The sequence below is a fragment of the Promicromonospora sukumoe 327MFSha3.1 genome (assembly GCF_000385135.1).
Taxonomy (GTDB): domain Bacteria; phylum Actinomycetota; class Actinomycetes; order Actinomycetales; family Cellulomonadaceae; genus Promicromonospora; species Promicromonospora sukumoe_B.
In genome coordinates this window covers 57,641-75,589 of the sequence record NZ_ARQM01000010.1, presented here as the reverse complement: position 1 = coordinate 75,589, position 17,949 = coordinate 57,641, and the positions used below count along the sequence as shown (strand labels likewise).

General features: G+C 72.3%; 15 protein-coding genes. 9 read left to right on the top strand and 6 right to left on the bottom strand.

The features are described 5' to 3' along the window. The first annotated feature begins 343 nt into the window (after positions 1-343). Complete coding sequence (locus H291_RS34425; RefSeq protein WP_157236707.1) at positions 344-1,633, top strand: phosphotransferase; 1,290 nt, start codon at positions 344-346, stop codon at positions 1,631-1,633. On the opposite strand, the gene H291_RS0103980 is transcribed toward H291_RS34425, so the two are convergent. After that, on the bottom strand, positions 1,612-2,835 hold the full coding sequence (locus H291_RS0103980; RefSeq protein WP_198012396.1) for a DUF418 domain-containing protein: 1,224 nt from the start codon (positions 2,833-2,835) through the stop codon (positions 1,612-1,614). The genes H291_RS34425 and H291_RS0103980 overlap by 22 nt on opposite strands. A gap of 295 nt (positions 2,836-3,130) precedes the next feature. On the opposite strand from H291_RS0103980, the gene H291_RS0103975 reads away from it, so the two are divergent. Beyond that, the gene (locus H291_RS0103975; RefSeq protein WP_020013685.1) at positions 3,131-3,916 is read left to right on the top strand and encodes an aminoglycoside 3'-phosphotransferase; all 786 of its coding nucleotides are present in this window, start codon (positions 3,131-3,133) and stop codon (positions 3,914-3,916) included. Next, positions 3,913-4,596: an AAA family ATPase gene (locus tag H291_RS32225; RefSeq protein ID WP_020013684.1), complete on the top strand. Its 684-nt coding sequence runs from the start codon at positions 3,913-3,915 to the stop codon at positions 4,594-4,596. Before H291_RS0103975 ends, H291_RS32225 begins: the two co-directional genes overlap by 4 nt. 167 nt (positions 4,597-4,763) lie before the next feature. Here H291_RS32225 and H291_RS0103965 read toward each other — a convergent pair whose 3' ends face one another. Next, the gene (locus tag H291_RS0103965; protein WP_026365376.1) at positions 4,764-5,321 is read right to left on the bottom strand and encodes a CGNR zinc finger domain-containing protein; all 558 of its coding nucleotides are present in this window, start codon (positions 5,319-5,321) and stop codon (positions 4,764-4,766) included. Positions 5,322-5,597: 276 nt separating this feature from the next. Here H291_RS0103965 and H291_RS0103960 point away from each other — a divergent pair, with 276 nt between their 5' ends. Continuing rightward, a complete protein-coding gene (locus H291_RS0103960; RefSeq protein WP_020013682.1) occupies positions 5,598-6,785 on the top strand; it encodes an EamA family transporter in 1,188 nt (395 codons plus the stop codon). Positions 6,786-6,975: 190 nt separating this feature from the next. Here H291_RS0103960 and H291_RS0103955 read toward each other — a convergent pair whose 3' ends face one another. After that, on the bottom strand, positions 6,976-8,691 hold the full coding sequence (locus tag H291_RS0103955) for an HNH endonuclease signature motif containing protein (protein WP_157236705.1): 1,716 nt from the start codon (positions 8,689-8,691) through the stop codon (positions 6,976-6,978). 321 nt (positions 8,692-9,012) lie between these two features. Between H291_RS0103955 and H291_RS0103950 the strand changes: the two genes are divergently transcribed. Continuing rightward, complete coding sequence (locus H291_RS0103950; RefSeq protein ID WP_157236704.1) at positions 9,013-11,808, top strand: DEAD/DEAH box helicase; 2,796 nt, start codon at positions 9,013-9,015, stop codon at positions 11,806-11,808. A gap of 195 nt (positions 11,809-12,003) precedes the next feature. Next, the gene (locus tag H291_RS0103945; RefSeq protein WP_020013679.1) at positions 12,004-13,347 is read left to right on the top strand and encodes a hypothetical protein; all 1,344 of its coding nucleotides are present in this window, start codon (positions 12,004-12,006) and stop codon (positions 13,345-13,347) included. 83 nt (positions 13,348-13,430) lie between these two features. Here H291_RS0103945 and H291_RS0103940 read toward each other — a convergent pair whose 3' ends face one another. Then, positions 13,431-14,186, bottom strand: coding sequence for a sulfite exporter TauE/SafE family protein (locus tag H291_RS0103940; protein WP_020013678.1), 756 nt, complete (start codon positions 14,184-14,186; stop codon positions 13,431-13,433). A gap of 167 nt (positions 14,187-14,353) precedes the next feature. Here H291_RS0103940 and ybaK point away from each other — a divergent pair, with 167 nt between their 5' ends. Beyond that, positions 14,354-14,860 (top strand): Cys-tRNA(Pro) deacylase, encoded by a 507-nt coding sequence (gene ybaK, locus H291_RS0103935; protein ID WP_020013677.1) that lies wholly within the window; start codon positions 14,354-14,356, stop codon positions 14,858-14,860. A gap of 15 nt (positions 14,861-14,875) precedes the next feature. On the opposite strand, the gene H291_RS0103930 is transcribed toward ybaK, so the two are convergent. After that, the gene (locus H291_RS0103930) at positions 14,876-15,289 is read right to left on the bottom strand and encodes a YccF domain-containing protein (RefSeq protein WP_020013676.1); all 414 of its coding nucleotides are present in this window, start codon (positions 15,287-15,289) and stop codon (positions 14,876-14,878) included. 139 nt (positions 15,290-15,428) lie between these two features. Between H291_RS0103930 and H291_RS0103925 the strand changes: the two genes are divergently transcribed. After that, entirely contained in the window at positions 15,429-16,235 is an 807-nt protein-coding gene (locus H291_RS0103925) for a YggS family pyridoxal phosphate-dependent enzyme (RefSeq protein ID WP_020013675.1), read from the top strand. 78 nt (positions 16,236-16,313) lie between these two features. Continuing rightward, positions 16,314-16,856: a GNAT family N-acetyltransferase gene (locus H291_RS0103920; RefSeq protein WP_020013674.1), complete on the top strand. Its 543-nt coding sequence runs from the start codon at positions 16,314-16,316 to the stop codon at positions 16,854-16,856. 131 nt (positions 16,857-16,987) lie between these two features. Here H291_RS0103920 and murQ read toward each other — a convergent pair whose 3' ends face one another. Further along, positions 16,988-17,947, bottom strand: a complete 960-nt coding sequence (murQ, locus tag H291_RS0103915) for an N-acetylmuramic acid 6-phosphate etherase (protein ID WP_020013673.1) — start codon at positions 17,945-17,947, stop codon at positions 16,988-16,990. Positions 17,948-17,949 lie beyond the last annotated feature (2 nt).

Genomic DNA, 17,949 nt, shown 5'->3' with positions numbered 1-17,949 from the left:
GCGCTCGCAAGGCGAAAGGACCGCGAAGGAGCCACTCTCGAAAAGGGACAGAGGCCGCAAGGGAGCGACCTCGCAAGGGCAGGGCTCGCAAGGGCAGGGCTCGCAAGGGCAGGGCTCGCAAGGGCAGGGCTCGCAAGGGCAGGGCTCGCAAGGGCAGACGTCGCCAAGGCAGACCTCGTAAAGGCAGACCTCGCAGGACGCTCACGCAAGGGCGATTCCCACGCGTCGGTGCCGCTCACGCGTTGACGGCACCCCCGAGCAGCCGTCACCCCGTGTTGCCCAGTGCCCGCCCACACCGCGAACCCGGAGGCATTTTTCACCCGCTCTATGGGACGATGGTGCGGTGTCGAGCGCGCTGGTCGGCATCAGTCCGACACCCGTCGAAGTACCGCCCGTCGTGCACATCCTGGCCGGACGACTGCGGCCGGGCACGACGGTCGTTCCCGTGTGGCGCAACGAGTACGGCGGTTTCACCGCCCGGCTCGAGGACCCGCGGACGGCGTCGGGCGCGGCGACTTCCCGGACAGCACCGGATCCGTTCCCCGGGAGCCGGTACTCCAGCGGTCAGCGCCTCCAGAATCAGCACTCCGGGGGCCGGCGTCTCCGGAGCCCGCGCCCCGGGCACCGGTATGCCAAGTGCTCGTACCTCAAGTGGGTGCCCCGCTCGTCGTCCTGCCCTGACCCGGTCGCCGAGGCCGACCGGCTCATCTGGGCCGGCACTTTCACCGCGGTTCCCCGGGTGCTCGACGTCGGGCGCGACGCGCACGGCGCCTGGCTCCTCACCGAGGCCGTCGAGGCAGGGGACGCGATCGCGACGTCCGCCATCGAGCCCCGGTGGCGCATCCTCGCCCAGCGGTCGGCGATCGCGATCGGGATGGGGCTGCGCCGGTTCCACGATGCGCTCCCGACGGACACCTGCCCGTTCATCCGCACTGCGGAGCTGCGGGTAGCGGCCCTGCGTGGTGTCGGCCTCGGGCCGGCCGTTGCCCCGGCGGCGTCGACGGTCCCGGCGGCCTCCGCAGCCCCAGCGGCTTCGGCATCGGGGATCACCTCGCCCGCGGTGATCTCAGGAGTTTCAACAGTCCCGGCGCACCGGGGAAACCCGCCGCCCGAGCCCGCAGCTTCCGCAAGCCCCGCCACGTTCTCGACGTCCTCCGCATCCGCCGCGCCCCGCGTTTCCAGCGCGTCCTCCGCGCCCAGCGCATCCTCCGCATCCGGCGCGCCCTCCGCGCCCGGCGTGCCTTCCGCGCCCACCGGACAAGACCGCGGCCGGTTCCCCGCCGCCCTGGCCGACCCGCCGCCCGTCGACCGCCTCGTCGTGTGCCACGGTGACGCCACGGTCCCGAACACCCTGCTGGACGGCGCCGGCCGGTTCGCAGCCCACGTCGACGTCGGCGACCTGGGTGTGGCCGACCGCTGGTCGGACATCGCCGTCACCACGCGCAGCGTCACCCGCCGCTACGGTCCCGGCCTGGAGCCGCTGGTGCTGGCCGCCTACGGCGTGGCGCCCGACCCCGACCGGACGGCCTACTACCGGGCGCTGTGGGACGCTGAGGAGGCGGTCCGGGTACGCCGCGCGGAACGTCCTCGCCGGCGCACCGGCCCACAGCATCACCTGCGCCGCGCGTCGTAGACCCGGTGCATCACGAGCTCGATCGGGCCGCGCGGCCACCGACGCAGCCACAGGGGCGCCGCCACCAGGAGGATCAGCGAGATGACCGCCCAGATCAGCACGACCTGCCACGCGTCACCGCCCGCGAGGCCGAGACCCCAGTCGTAGCAGATCACCGAGGCGAGCACGTTCTGGAGCACGTAGCAGGACAGCGCCGTCCGCCCGATCCCCTCGACGCCGCGCCGCAGCAGACCCGGCCTGCTCCCCGGCCCGCCCTCAAGCCCGCGCCCCCGCCCGCGCCCGGACTGCCCACGGGCGACGAGCGTGGTGCCGAGCGCGAGGATGCCCAGGGCCACCAGCGGCGGGACCAGGTACCGGTCGACAAGCACCCAGGTCGGCCCGGCCCAGGTCGTCAGCGCGTTCAGCGGGATGCCGACCCCGAGCCCGACCCACGCGAGCCGACGACGCAGCCGCGCGCCGTCCGGCGTCATGGAGAACATGCCGGCGCGCACGAGGCGCGAGCCCACCAGGAACAGGACGGTGGCCGAAGGGACGATCAGGAGCAGCTCGATCCGGAACACGTCCATGTAGGTGAGCCGCACGAGGACCTGGTCCAGCCAGCTCGCCGTCGACAGGGAGGCCCCGCCCCCGGTCCCGGACGCACCGGCCGTGGACGCACCGGCCGTGGACGCGTCCGAGGTCACGGCCAGGAGCGCGGTGAGGCCCGCGATCGCCACGACGTACACGCCGGCCACCACGCCGCCCCAGATTCGCACCACCCGGTCGCTGCGCCCGATCAGGTAGGCGGCGAGCACGGACGCGATCGCGTACCCCATCAGCACGTCGAACTCGAAGACGAGGACGTAGTGCAGGAACCCCTCGACCAGGAGGATCCCGGCGCGCAGCAGGTACCGGCCGGGCCACGGCATACCGCGCCGCACCATCGACCGGTACTGCAGCTCGAGCCCCACGCCGAACAGCAGCGTGAGCAGCGCGAGGAACTTCCCGTTGGACAGGGCCTGCAGCACCGTCCGCGCCGGGTCGTCCGTCGCGAACCCGTCGGAGATCCACGCGGCCGGGCCGCCCGGGGTGCTGAACAGCCAGACGTTGCTGGCGAGCGTGCCCAGGATCGCGATCCCCCGCAGGACGTCGAGCGCGAGGATCCGCCCGGTCGCGACCGTTGGACCTGACGACGTCGTCGCCGGCAATGCTGACGCCGACACCGCAGACTCGGGCAGCGCAGACTCCGGCGGCGCTGACTCCGGTGGCACTGACTCCGGCGGAGCCGACTCCGGCGATGCCGACGCCTGCGGTGATGACGCCTGCGGTGATGACGTGCTCGATGACGGGTTGGTGGCCATGGCCCGAGCCTGTCCCGGCCGGACCGCCGCGGCGTCGGCCGTTCGGGCGATCTCTGCGGGCGCGCGTACATCCTTCGGAGGAGGCGAGACCGGCACGCCGCACGCGGGCGCGGAAATCACCTCGTGGTCCGGCGACCCGGTCTGCCACGCTGACCCCATGACCATCCCCACCGAAGCGGCCTCGGTGCCCGACGTCGTGCGCGACCTGGCCGGCGACGGACTCATCACCCCGGCCTGGCGCAACGAGCTGGGCGGCCTCACGTTCCGGGTCGACCCCGGCGTGCAGCGGCGCCCCTACTTCGTCAAGTGGATGCCCTATAACGACCGGGCCACGACCGAGCGCGTCGACCTGACCAACGAGGCCGCTCGGATGCGCTGGGCAACGCCGTACACGCCGGTGCCGGAGGTGCTCGAGGTGGGGTCCGACGACGAGGCGCAGTGGCTGGTCACGGTCGCGATGCCCGGTCGCTCCGCCGTCGACCCGCGGTGGCTGGCGGAACCCGAGACTGCAGCCCGCGCCATTGGGGCCGGGCTCCGGGCGCTCCACGACGTCCTGCCGGTCGAGGAGTGCCCTTGGACCTGGAGCGTCGAGGACCGGATCGCCATCGCCGAGGACCGTGCCGCACGAGGTCACGCCGCCGTCGGCTGGTCGGTCGAGGCGCGGGCCCGTGCCGCCGGCGCTCCCGACCACGACCGCCTCGTGGTCTGCCACGGTGACGCCTGCGCGCCCAACACCCTGCTCGCCGACGACGGCGCGTGGGCCGGGCACGTGGACCTCGGCGGCCTCGGCGTCGGCGACCGCTGGGCCGACCTCGCCGTCGCGACCTACAGCCTCGCCTGGAACTACGGCGAGGGTTACGACCACCTGGTCTACGAGGGCTACGGCATAGACGAGGACCCGGACCGCGTGGCCTACTACCGCTTCCTGTGGGACCTCGGATGAGCGGGGCAACGGCCGCCGACGTCACCCCGGGGCTGCTCGTCGTGACCGGCCCGCCCGGCTCGGGCAAGTCCACGGTGTCGGAGGCCCTGGCCGACCTGTGGGAGCCGAGCGTCCTGGTGGAGGGCGACGCGTTCTTCCGGTTCCTGCGGCGCGGGATGATCCCGCCGTGGCTCCCGGAGTCGCACGCCCAGAACGACACGACCGTCCGCGCCGCGGCGGCCGCCGCGGGCGGCTTCGCGGCGGGTGGCATGGCCGTGGTCTACGACGGCGTCATCGGCCCGTGGTTCCTGCCGACGTTCGCCCGGCTGAGCGGCGTCGAGGCACTCGACTACGTGGTGCTGCTCCCGCCCGTGGAGACCTGCCTGAAGCGGGTCGAGACGCGCACGGGCCACGGTTTCACGGATCTCGACGCGGCCCGGCACATGTACGAGGACTTCGCCCGGGCGACGAAGCCCGGTGCGGTCGACCCCGCGGGTCCGAGCGGGTCGGACGGCCCTGGCGGCTTCCTCGGCTCAGAAAGTCCAGGAGGCCCCGCCGGCTCGGCAGGCCCTGCGGGCTCGACGGGCTCGGCCATCCCGCCCGGGGCTGTGCTGCGCGATCTGCCGGACGATGTCGCCGGAGTGGCAGAGGCGATCGTCGCCGCCATGGCCTCGGGCCGGACCCGCTACACCGTCAGCTGATACGCCCGGTCCGCCGGGTTAACTAGGCCCGGTCGATTCGCGCCGCCCGCTCGATCCCGTCCGCCAGCTCGATCTGCTCAGTCCGCCCGTTCCACGCCGCCAACTCGATCCGCCCGATCCGCTCAGTGCACTCGGTTCGCCCAATGCGCTCGGTCCGCTCAGTTCGCTCAGTGCGCCTGGGCCGCCGCGGCCTGGTCGGCGCGCCGCGCGCGGTGGGCGGCCTGGGCATTGCGGTTGCTGCAGGTGGTGGAGCAGTACCGGCGCGACCGGTTGCGGGACAGGTCAAGAACGATCCCCTCGCAGTCGCTGTCGGCGCACACCGCGAGGCGGGAGAGCTCGTCGTCGCGGATCACGTCGACCATCGCCATCGCCGTCTCGACCAGGATGCGAGTAGCCAGGGGCGCATCGCTCGGCACGGCGTGGATGTGCCAGTCGGCCGGCGGGTGCCGCACGAGCTGTGGTACCGCGCCGGCGGCGTCGAGCATCTCGTTCACCAGGCCGGCCGCAGAGTCCCGGTCCGCGGTGAGCAGCTCGCGCAGCTTGGGCTGCAGGTCGAGCACCTGTTCCAGCTCCGCCTGGGTGCTGTCGTGGCGGCCCGTGTATCCCTGCCCGGCGAAGAACTCGTCGAGGTCCGCCACCGTAGTGATCGAGACCGGTGGCTCGGCCGCGTTCACGAGCACGACGGCGGCCTGGAGCGATTCCTCGGTGTCATGAGTGAAAACCACGTTGACACATTACTCGCTCCGCCCGTAGCGTCAGGACTCATGGGCGCTGTGACACCTGACACCAACGGACCGGGCATCTCGGAGTCCGGGCTTTCCGGGCAGGGCTTCTCCGGGCAGGGCATCTCCGGGCGGAGCATTCCTGAGCCGAGCATTCCCGGGCCTGGCGTTTCGAGCTCAGGCTCCCCTGGTCCGGACATCGCGCCCCGCAGCGGACGCTTGTCGAACAGGTGGCGACCCGCCCGCTCCGGACCGTCGCGGCAACTCACCCTGGGTCTGTTGTTCGCCGGCGCGTCCGCCGTGGCGTTCAGCCTCTCCGGCGTGTTCGCCAGCGGCCTCCTCGACACCGGGTGGAGCCCCGGTGCGATGGTGCTCGTGCGCGTCGCGATCGCGACCCTGGTGGTGCTGCCGCTGGGAATCGTGTCGCTGCGCGGTGACTGGAGCCCCGTGCGGAAGAACCTCGGGCTGATCGCGGTCTACGGCGCGGTGTCGGTCGCGGGCTGCCAGTTCGCCTACTTCTCGGCGGTCCAGCACATGCCGGTCGGCCCGGCTCTGCTCATCGAGTACACGGCCCCGGCGGCCGTGGTCCTCTGGTTCTGGCTGCGGCACGGACAACGCCCGACCCGCGCCACGATCGGCGGCACGCTGCTCGCTGCCGTCGGGCTGGTGCTCGTGCTGAACCTGATCTCGGGCGCGCCGGGAGCCACCGCCGTCGACCCGGTCGGAATCGCGTGGGCCCTGGTCGCGATGCTCGGTGTCTCCACCTACTTCGTCATCAACGCGAACGTCGACACGGGCCTGCCGCCGCTCGCCCTCGCCGCCGGCGGCCTCACGACCGCCACCGTGGCCCTGGGTGTGCTCGGCCTGACCGGGCTGATGCCGCTGGAGTACAGCACGGCACCGCCGGTGTACGCGGGGACGGCAGTGCCCTGGTGGTTGCCGGTGCTCGGCCTCGGCATCATCACCGCCGGCTTCGCGTACGTCGCCGGGATCGCGGCGGGCCGCCTGCTAGGCCCCCGGTTGTCGTCCTTCGTCGGGCTGTTCGAGGTCGTGTCCGCCATCGGCTTCGCCTGGCTGCTGCTGGGTGAGCTGCCGCAGCCGATCCAGCTCGTGGGCGGTGCGCTGATCCTCGCGGGAGTCATCGCGGTGCAGGCCGGCGAGAAGCGCGTGGACGCGAGCCCGGTCAGCACCGGCCCCGCCATCCCTGTCCCCTCGGACACGGTCCCCACGCACACGGCCCCCACGAACACAGTCCCCACGGACACGGCTGCCACGGACACGGCTGCCGCGGACACGGTTGCCGCGGGCGCTGCGCCCGCGGACGCAGCGCCCGCAGACGCTGACCCGGCGAGCACTGGCCCGGTCGGCGCCGTGCTCACGAACGCGACATCCACTGGCATGGAACCAGAAACGGCACGGCCGGCGGACGACCTGCCGGCTGGGGTCACGCCGACGACCACTCGGTAAGGCACCAGACACCGCCACAAGCACTGCCAGGCGCGGCGGGCGTCACAAGCGCGCCTGCCGGCGCCGTTGCCGTCGCCGTTGCCGTCGCCGTCGCCGTTGGCGTCGCCGTCGCCGTTGCCGTTGCCGTTGCCGTTGCCATTACCGAGCGCCACGAGCACTGCCACGCGCCACCGAGCGCCACCCAGCACCGTCACGATGCCCAGTCCGGCGGATCGCCCGCACCGAGCGGGATCGCGGTCTCGCCCGGTGCGCCGGGATCCGCGATCGTCCGGCCGTGCCTGTCCGTGAATGCCCACCCTCCGCCGCCCTCGCGCCAGCGCATGGTGACGTCGGTCGTGTCGACCAGGTCGTGATGGTGGTAGCAGAGCAGGGCGCCGTTGGCCACGGAGGTCTCGCCGCCGTCAGCCCAGTGCCTCACGGCGTGGTGGACCTCGGAGCGTGACGGCGGCTGATCGCACGACGGATAGACGCAGTGCCGGTCCCGAGCGATCACCGCTCTGCGCATCTGGCCGGTAACCGTCCGACGCGCCCGCCCGACGTCGAGCACCGCGCCGTCCGGGCCGAACACGACCCGCGTGATGGCACTGTCGCAGGCCAGCCGACGGAACAGGCTCCTCGGGATGACGCTGTCGCGCCCGTCCCCGGTCAGTGTCGGCGGAATCGACTCGAACGCCGCGCCAGGCCGCACGGAAGCGGCTCCCCCGGCACCACCAGCACCAGGAGCACCAGGAGCACCAGGAACACCAGGAACACCAGGAACACGGGTGGCGCCGCTGCCAGCACCCGTGGCCTCGCGGCTGCCAGCCCGCGCGACCAGGCGCTCCATCTCGTCGAGCGACACCAGCACACTGATCTGCGGCCGCACCGCGGCCCCCGAACCGGTACGGCCGTTGTCGAGCGCCGAACGGGCCAGGTCCGCGAGCGCCTGTGCGCGCCGCTGGGTCGCCGTCCGCTCGTCGCCCGGCGTCGGCTTGCCCATCACGGAGCCGAGGGCCGCGCTCAGGGCGTGGCCGTGCTCGTCGGTGAGGAATCCCCTGACGTGGAAGCCGTCGAGCGTCTTGGAGAGCTCGAGGTGCTCGCGCTCCTTAGCGATCCGGTAGCCCCGTTCGTCGGCGTCGGGGTCCGCCTGGTCGGCGAACCGGTCGACGATGCGCCGGAAACCGTCCGGGGTGTTCAGGTCGATGTGGGTCAGCAGCAGCTCTTCGCCCGTCATCGTCACGCCGGTCGGTCCGCCGTCACCATCAGCGGCGCCGCTGTCAGCACTCTCGTCACCAGCATCCCCGTCGGCCTCGCCGGAGTCGCCGTCAGCCTCGCCGGGGTCAGCGTCGTCAGGCCGGGCACCCCCGATCACCTCGTCCTCGGTCCCGCCGGCTTCCACCAGGATCTCCTCGGCGAGCGCCTCCGCGCGCAGGTCAGAGGTCGGCGCCTTGTCGATCATCGCGCGCAGCTGCTCGGGTCCCACCCGGCCGGCCAGCGCGCCCGCGAGGGTGGCCGGCAGGTGCGCGGCGAGCCGACGTCCGGCCTTCACGTCGCGGCTCGCCGTGCCGAACCGCACGCCTTCCCGCCGGGACAGCCACGCCGGGAACGTCCGCGACCCGTCGGTCGTCCACAGGCCGTGCGCCTCGATCCTGGGCAGCCAGGACACCCGCAGCACGTCGAGCCGGTGCACCGCCCGGCGCAGCACCGGCGACAGGACCGTGAGCCGGTCCGCCACCTCACCGACACCAGCACCAGCACCAGCACCAGCACCAGCACCAGCACCAGCCGACTCCAGGACGTCCAACGCCTCCGGACCTGCCACCTCCACGAGCTCGTCGACGATCCGTCCCAGGTCGGCGACGACGTCCGCCACCCCACGCGGGGCACCCGCCCCGCCTCCCGCCGGAGGCATCACCTCGAGAACCACGGCCGTCACCTCCTTCCCACGCCACTACGACCCCGAACAGGACCGGGCCAGAACCAGAACGAGCACCAGGACGAGGCCCAAGAAAAAGCAGTCACCGGCTCGATCCACCACCACCGTAGGGAACAAATGTCCGCCGCAACGCCCAGAACTCAAATCTGTGCACAACTCGTCGATGAGGCCCCCTGTGGTCGCACTCCCACGGTGCAACCACGGCACGACGGTCTCCCCGCCCCACCGACGCCCAGCCGACACCTCGCACGTAACGGCGAGCCCGCCCCGCATCGTCGTCCCGCTTCACCCCCTGCAAGAATGGGCGGCATCATGACCGCGCCCTCTTCGACGACGTCGACAACCTCGACCGCCCCCACCTCCGCCGACCGACCCGCCACGTCGGGCGCCCCGAAGCCGGCGGGGACCCTGATCCCCTACCTGCCCGCGCCCACGGGCAAGGACCCCGACCCGGACGTCCTGTTCGAGAAGTTCGGCGAGTGGGCCGCGGCGGGCGGGCGCGCGCTCTACCCGCACCAGGAGGAGGCCCTCCTGGAGGTCATGACGGGCTCCCACGTGGTGCTCGCGACCCCCACGGGTTCCGGCAAGTCGATGGTCGCGATGGGTGCGCAGTTCGCCGCCCTGGCCGCGCACCGGTCCGGGCGCGGCGGACGCACCTACTACACGGCCCCGCTCAAGGCGCTGGTCAGCGAGAAGTTCTTCGACCTGGTCGCCGCGTTCGGCTCCAAGAACGTCGGCATGATGACAGGCGACTCCGCCGTCAACCCGGACGCCCCGATCATCTGCTGCACCGCCGAGATCCTCGCGAACCTCGCCCTGCGGCGCGGCGACGCCGCGGACGAGACGGACACGGCCGCCGACGACGACGCCATCGCCCAGGTCGTGATGGACGAGTTCCACTACTACGGCGACCCCCAGCGCGGCTGGGCGTGGCAGGTGCCGCTGCTGGAGCTCACGAACACGCAGTTCATCCTGATGAGCGCCACCCTCGGTGACACCACGCGCCTCCGCGAGGACCTCGAGGAGCGCACCGGCCGTCCCGTCGCAGAGGTCGCGGGCGCCGAGCGCCCCGTGCCGCTCACCTTCTCGTACGTGGTCGAGCCGCTGACCGAGGTGATCCAGGAGCTGGTGACCACGCACCGCGCCCCGGTGTACGTCGTGCACTTCACGCAGAAGGACGCCGTCGACCGGGCGCAGTCCCTGCTGTCGATGAACGTCTCCAGCAAGTCGGAGAAGGAGGCGATCATCGCGGAGATGGGCGCCTTCCGGTTCGGCACCGGGTTCGGCAAGATCCTGAGCAAGTTCCTGCGGCACGGCGTGGGCGTGCACCACGCGGGCATGCTGCCCAAGTACCGCCGCCTCGTGGAGCGCCTGACGCAGAAGGGCCTGCTCAAGGTCGTCTGCGGCACCGACACGCTCGGCGTCGGCATCAACGTGCCCATCCGTACGGTGCTCCTGACGAGTCTCGTGAAGTTCGACGGCGAGCGCATGCGGCACCTCAGCGCGCGCGAGTTCCACCAGATCGCCGGACGCGCGGGCCGCGCCGGGTACGACACCGTGGGCGAGGTGCTGGTCATGGCGCCCGAGCACGTCATCGAGAACCGCAAGATCCTGGCCAAGGCCGGCGACGACCCGAAGAAGCTCAAGAAGATCGTCCGCAAGAAGGCGCCGTCCGGCAGCGTGAACTGGACCGACGCCACCTTCGAGCGCCTGCGCGACGCCGACCCCGAGCCCCTGGTCTCCCAGTTCCGCGTGAACCACGCGATGGTGCTCAACGTGCTCGCCCGTGCCTCCAGCCACAACACCGGGCACGGCGCCGGGCACAGTACCGGCCACACCGCCCCGACCGATCCCGTGGACGCCATGCGCCACCTCCTGACCGCCAACCACGACTCGGAGACGCAGCAGGCCGAGCACGTGCGGCAGGCCTTCCGCATCTACCGCTCGCTGCGGCTCGCCGGTGTCGTGGAGAAGGTCCGGGTGCCGGACGCCGACGGCCGGCTTCGCCCGTCGGCCCGCCTCATGGTGGACCTCCCGCGCGACTTCGCGCTGAACCAGCCCCTGTCGCCGTTCGCCCTGGCCGCCATGGACCTGCTCGACGTCGAGAGCCCGACGCACGCGCTCGACGTCGTCTCCGTCATCGAGGCCACGCTCGACGACCCCCGCCAGGTGCTCATGGGCCAGCAGAACCGGGCGCGCGGCGAGGCCGTCGCCGCCATGAAGGCCGAGGGGCTGGAGTACGAGGAGCGCATGGAGCTGCTGGAGGAGGTCACGTGGCCCAAGCCGCTGGCCGACCTCCTGGAGCCCGCTTTCCAGACCTACCGCCGCACCAACCCGTGGGTGGCCGACGCCGAGCTGTCGCCCAAGTCCGTGGTGCGCGACATGGTCGAGAAGGCCATGACGTTCGCCGAGATCGTGAGCGTGTACGGCCTGGAGCGCACCGAGGGCGTGGTGCTGCGCTACCTCGCCGACGCCTTCCGGGCCGTGCGCCAGGTGGTCCCCGACGAGCACCGCTCCGAGGAGGTGCAGGAGATCATCGAGTGGCTCGGCGAGCTCGTGCGCGGCGTGGACTCCTCGTTGCTCGACGAGTGGGAGCGCTTGGCCAACCCCGTGGACGACGATGCCGACCTCGTGACCGACGGCGAGCTGGCCGACGCCGGCGCCGAGGCACCCGCGCGACCCGTCACCGGAAACCCGCGCGCCTTCCGACGCCTGGTCCGCAACGCGATGTTCCGGCGCGTCGAGCTGATCGCGCGGGAGGCCTACCCGGCGCTGGCCGCGCTGGACCAGGGCTGGGACGCCGACGCGTGGGGCGACGCCCTGGACCCCCTGTTCGACGAGCAGGGCGACGACGCCGTCGGCATCGGCCCGGAGGCACGCTCGGCCGCGCTGCTGACGATCCTCGAGCCGGGCGCCGAGCTACCCGGCAGCGCCGGCGAGCAGGACGGCGTGACCGGCCGCGTCGAGCCCGGCACCTGGTGGGTACGGCAGGTGCTCGACGACGCCGACCGGAACCGCGACTGGGCGATCACCGCGCTCATCGATCTGGCGGCGAGCGACGAGGCCGGCGAGGTCGTGCTGACCGTGCTGTCCGTGGGCCAGATCTAGGCCGGCCGCCGGGCCGGGCCCGGCCCGGCAGCCGGCGTCGTCGCCCGTCGCCCGTCGCCCGTCGCCCGTCGCCCGGAAGAACATTTCCCGGGTGATTTACCGTCTATTTACCCAAGTTCGGCCGTGGCATAAACTCCGGTATTGAAGATATGGTCAGCAGCGCCGCTCGGGCGCTGCCTGGACACAGGAGTGCCAATGACGACGCACCTGCCCTCTCCCGACCGCTCCGGCCCCCGACGAACCAGACGAACCCGCCGCCCCTGGAACGCCCGCCGCCCCCTCAGCAGCTACCTGACCGGCTGCCTCGCCGTCTCCTTCGCCGTCTCCCTCGCCACGGTCACGGCCCTCGCGGCCGCGGTGCCGGGAGCCGCCCCTGCGACCGCGGCTCCCCTGCCCGCCGACGGCCCCGGCGTCGGCACGCCGTGGGTCGTGACCCTCGGCGACTCCTACATCTCCGGGGAGGCCGGACGCTGGGCGGGCGCCTCCAACAGCGACTCGGACCGGGCCGACGCCCTCGGCCCGACCGCCTACTTCGACAACGCCTCCGGCACGGGCGAGACCATCCCGCGCTGCCATCGCGCGTCCTCCGCCGAGGCCTACATCGGCGGCGGTGTCGAGGGTCTCAACCTCGCGTGCAGCGGGGCCACGACCGCCACCTCGACCGGCACGAACTTCAAGCCGGGCATCGACTTCTACGAGGGCTCGGCCGGCAAGGGCCAGGCCCGCATGCTCCAGGAGGCCGCCGCCACCAGGAACGTGCGCATGGTCGTCGTCTCGATCGGCGGGAACGACTTCGAGTTCGCGAGCGTCGTGCAGTCCTGCGTCGTCAACTTCCTCACCTCGCCCACCTGGTGGAAGAACTACTGCCACGACGACAGCTCGGTCGCGGCCAACTTCACCGCCTCGAGCGTCGCCGACGTCCGGGCGCGGGTGGTGGGCGCGCTCGACAACGTAGCGACCGCGATGAGCAACGCCGGGTACAGCACCAGCCAGTGGACCCTCGTGGTCCAGACCTACCCGTCGCCCGTGCCGAACGGTTCCGGCATCCGCTACTCCGAGTCCGGGTACACCCGCCAGTCCACGGGCGGCTGCGGCCTCTGGAACCGGGACGCCGACTGGGCCAACTCCACGGCCCTGCCCACCATCAACGGCGCGCTGCTGGGTGCCGCCGCCGACGTCGGACTGCCGAACGTCCGCACCCTCGACATGACGCACGCGTTCGACGGCAAGCGGCTGTGCGAGAACGGCGTCGGGCTGTACGAGGAGGTGGGTCTGCCCAGCTGGCAGTCGGCCGGCGCGGTCGACCGGACCGAGTGGGTCAACCAGATCCGGACGGTCTCCACCATCGGCGACTCGCCGTACTACGTCCAGGAGTCGCTGCACCCGAGCTACTGGGGGCAGCTCGCGATGCGCAACTGCCTGCGCCAGGTCTGGAACGCGGGGAGCCCGCGCAGCGGGAGCTGCACCGTCGGCAACCTCGGGGCGGCAAAGCTCACGCCGTCGGGCGAGCCGTCGATGGTCCTGGGACCGCTCGAGTAGCCCCAACAAGGAGTCGTGTCAGACGTACAGGTCACCCCGGTGATCTGTACGCCTGACATGTCCGGGAGGGATCAGGGGGCGGGTCAGGCGAACAGCCCCAGCAGTCCTCGGCCGAGGGTCGCGAACCCACCGATGTAGGCGAGCGTCACGAGCACCTTGCGCGTCGCGCTCGCCGAGATCCGCCCGACGAGCAGCTCGCCCAGCCCGATCGACGCCACGAGCGCGACGCCGACGGCCACCCACTCCCAGACGGCAAACCCGGGGAACGTGACGTCGGCGACCAGGAGCTTGGCCGTCATCGCGGCGAGCGCGTTGGTGAGGAAGATCGGCTGGGCCGTCGCCGCGAAGTCGCGCGGGTCCCACCGGTCGAGCACGGAGTAGACCGCGATGGGCGGCCCGCCGATCCCGGCGGCGACGCTGCCGAACCCGGCCGCGGCACCCGTGACCAGCAGCGGCAGGCGTGCCTCCGGCGCGAAGGGCCGCTCCGCGCCTCGCAGCCGCGAGGTCACCAGCGCGAGCGTCATGGCCACCACGACGACGGCGCCCACCCCGATCTCCAGGGCCGACGCGCTCGCCTCCCGGATGACCAGCGCCGCCGGCACGCTGACCGCCACGGACGCGCTCACCAGCCAGCCGTAGCGGCGCCAGTTCACGTGGCGGATGGTGCGTCCGAGCACGAGCAGCGCCATCAGCGCGCCCACGAGGTTGACGAACATGACGCCCTCGATCGGGCCGATGAGGAGCACGATGAACGGCCCGGCGACGAGCCCGAAGCCCATTCCCGCCACGCGTTGCAGGGAGCCCCCGACGAGGATGGCGAGAAGGAGGAGGGCGAGCACTCCCCCTACGCTAGCCACGCAGTTTCCGACCGGACTCCAGGGGATTCGCGCCCGACACCCCGGCCGGCACCCGGGCCCGTGCCCAGATCCAGCACCCAGATCCGACGGCGTCGTCCGTACCGCAAAATCGCTGCGCCGCCGCGCGGCCCGCACGGCACAATCACGTCGTGGCCAAGAACTCGAAGTCCGCCCGCGCCAGCCACGGGACGCCTGCCGTCGTGACCCTGGAGAAGTCGGGCGTGCCGCACACGCTGCACCCCTACGAGCACGACCCGTCGAGCGAGCTCAGCTACGGCATGGAGGCGGCGGAGGCGATCGGCGTCGACGCGCCGCAGGTGTTCAAGACCCTGCTGGCCGACGTCGACGGGAAGCTCGTGGTGGGCATCGTGCCCGTGGACCGCAAGCTGGACCTCAAGGCCCTGGCCCGCGCGGCGGGCGGCAAGAAGGCCGCGATGGCCGACCCGGCGGCGGCCGAGCGTGCCACCGGCTACGTGGTGGGCGGCATCTCGCCGCTGGGGCAGAAGACCCGGCACGCGACGGTGCTGGACGAGTCCGCCGAGGCGTTCGACGTCGTCTACGTGTCGGGCGGCCGGCGCGGGCTCGACGTGGGCCTCGCACCGGCCGACCTGCTGAAGCTCACGAACGGGACCACGGCCCCGATCGCCCGCGACTAGGAAGCGCAGCGCCGGTCAGGCCGCGGCGACCTGCTTGCGGTAGGTCGGCAGCAGGGCGTCGCTCGGGACGATCTGCTTGCCGAGCGGCATGAGCGAGACCGGGATGAGCTTGAGGTTCGCCCAGGCCATCGGGATGCCGATGATGGAGATCACCAGCGGGATCGCGGTGATGACGTGGCCCAGCGCGAGCCACCAGCCGGCGACGATCACCCAGATGACGTTTCCGATCAGCGAGAAGATGCCGGAGCGGGGGCTCTCGATGACCTCGCGCCCGAACGGCCAGAGGGCGTACCCCGCGATGCGGAAGGACGCGACGCCGAACGGGATGGTGACGATGAGCAGGCAGCAGATGATCCCCGCGAGCATGTACCCGAGCCACAGCCCGAACCCCGCGAAGATGACCCAGATGATGTTCAGCAGCGTTCTCATGGGACCCATCCTTCCGTAGAGCAGCAGGTCAGGGAACCAGGCACCCCCCTGATCCGACCCTGAGCCGTCGTCCCACCGTGACCTCCCGTCCAGTCTGCCGACGTCCGTCGGCCCCGGCACGCCGAAATAGACTCACCCCGTGTCCGACCAGCCCCAGCTCACCCCCGCCCAGCAGTCGCCCGGCACGGTCGCCGGGCGGCTCGCCGTCGTCCGCGAGCGCATCGCCACGGCCGCCGACGCCGCCGGGCGCCGCCCGGACGAGGTGCGGCTCCTGGTCGCGACCAAGACGCAGACGGCGGACGCCGTGCTGGAGGCGCTGGCCGCGGGTGTCGACCTGATCGGCGAGAACCGCGTGCAGGAGCTCGTCGCGAAGGCGCCGGCCGTGGCCGACCGGGTCGCCGACGGCGCGCTGCAGGTGCACATGATCGGTCACCTGCAGCGCAACAAGATCAACCAGGTGCTGGCGACGGCCACGGGCCTGGAGACGCTGGACTCGCTGGAGCTGGCCCGCGCGATCTCGGACCGCTGCGTGCGCGACGACCGCACCGGCGACCAGGCCCTGGACGTGATGGTGCAGGTCAACGTCACCGGCGAGGAGAGCAAGTCCGGCGTCGAGCCGCAGGACGCCGCCGCGCTCGCCACCGCCGTCGCCGCACTGCCCGGCCTGCGCCTGACCGGGTTCATGACGATCGGCGCGCGCCTCGCGGGTGCCGAGGGCCAAGGAGGCCAGGAAGGCGAGGCCGAGCAGACCGTCCGGGCCGGGTTCGCGCGGCTGCGCGCGATCCGGGACGACGTGCTCGCGTCGGGTGCCCCGGGCACGGGCTCCGCGACGGAGCTCTCGATGGGCATGACCGGCGACCTGGAGCTCGCGGTCGCGGAGGGGGCGACGATCGTGCGCGTGGGGACGGCGGTCTTCGGCCCGCGCGTGACCGCCACCACTCTTTGACGCAGGTCACAGACGTGCGAGGGGCCCGGCGGCTAGTGTCTTCGGGTTCCCCTGCCGACTCCTTGGAGTGATCGAGCCATGTCCACGGCCACCGTCCTGCGCCCCGCGACCGACGCCGACATCTCGCACCTGGTGACGCTGAACAACGCCTCCGTGCCCGCCGTACCCGACACCCCGGCCGACGACATGTCCGAGCTGCTCGACGCCTCGTCGCTCGCCCTGGTCGCGGTCGACCCGGAGGCGCCCACGGACCCCCTCGGCTTCGTCGTCGCGCTCGAGGGCGGCGAGGACTGGGCCGGCGAGAACTACGCCTGGTTCGAGGAGCGCGGCCTGGACCACCTGTACGTGGACCGCATCGTGGTGGGCGAGGGCGCCCGTGGCCGCGGCATCGGCCAGCTCTTCTACGACGCCGTGTTCGACGCCGCCCGCACCGCGGGCCACGACGTCGTCACCTGCGAGGTCAACCTGAACCCGCCGAACCCCGGGTCGATGCGCTTCCACGGCCGCCTCGGCTTCTCGGAGCGCGGGCAGCAGCTCACCAAGGGTGGCGACATCCTGGTCGCCAAGCTCGCGGCGGACGTCCGCGACGCGGGCACGCGCCCGACCCCCGCCGCGGCCTGACCCAGCCCCACCAGCAAGACCAGCAGGGTCGGTAGTTCGCCTCGAGATCGGCACAGGCCCGTGCCGATCTCGAGGCGAACTACCGACGTCGCTGCCTAATACCGAACGCGGCTTGCCGCCGGACGCCCGAGTCAGGCCGGCTCGATGCCCAGCCGCGCCAGCGCCTCGCGGACCGACGGCCCGCCGAACCCGCCGGGCTCGACGGCGAGCGCCGCCACCGCCGCGGACCGGTCGACGCCCGCGACGAGCATCACGAGCGCGGCCCGCAGGTCGCCGTCGGTCGCCGCGAGCGCGTTCTCGCACACGTCGGCCTCCAGGTCCGTGGCCTGCGTGAGCAGGCGCACCAGCCGCTTGCGCAGCTTCTCGTTGGTGGCGAGCACCTCGACCATGAGGTTGGAGTAGGTCTTCCCGAGCCGCACCATGACGGCCGTCGAGAAGGTGTTCAGCACCATCTTCTGGGCGGTGCCGGCCTTCATGCGGGTGGACCCCGTGATGGCCTCCGGCCCCGTGTTCACCAGGATCGGCACGTCGGCCTTCGGCGCCAGGGCGGCGAAGGGGTTGGACGCGAGCAGCACGGTGCCCGCCCCGCGCGAGCGGCCCATGTCGAGCGCTCCCCCGACGTACGGGGTGTTCCCGCTGGCCGCGATGCCGAACACGACGTCGGCGGGCCCGACGTCGGACACGAGCGCGGCGCCCGCCTCGACGTCGTCCTCCGCGCCCTCGGCCGCCTTCTTGAAGGCGCCCAGGCCACCGGCCAGGTGCGGCACGAACATCTCCTCGCCCACGCCGTAGGTGGGCAGGAGCTCGGCCGCGTCGAGCAGGCCCATGCGGCCGGACGTGCCCGAACCGACGTAGTGCACCCGACCCCCGGCGCGGATCCCCTCCACCGCCAGGTCGATCGCCTCGACGATGCGCGGGTGTGCCGCGCGCACCGCGGCGATGACGGCGGCGTCCTCGTCGGTGATCATGCGCACCATGTCCGCCGTGGAGACCACGTCGATGTCACGGGTGCGCGGGTTGCGCTCCTCGGTGGGTGAGACCGGGCGCGGCGCCGACTGTGCGTGCCGTTCGAATCCCGCCTCCGCGATCATCG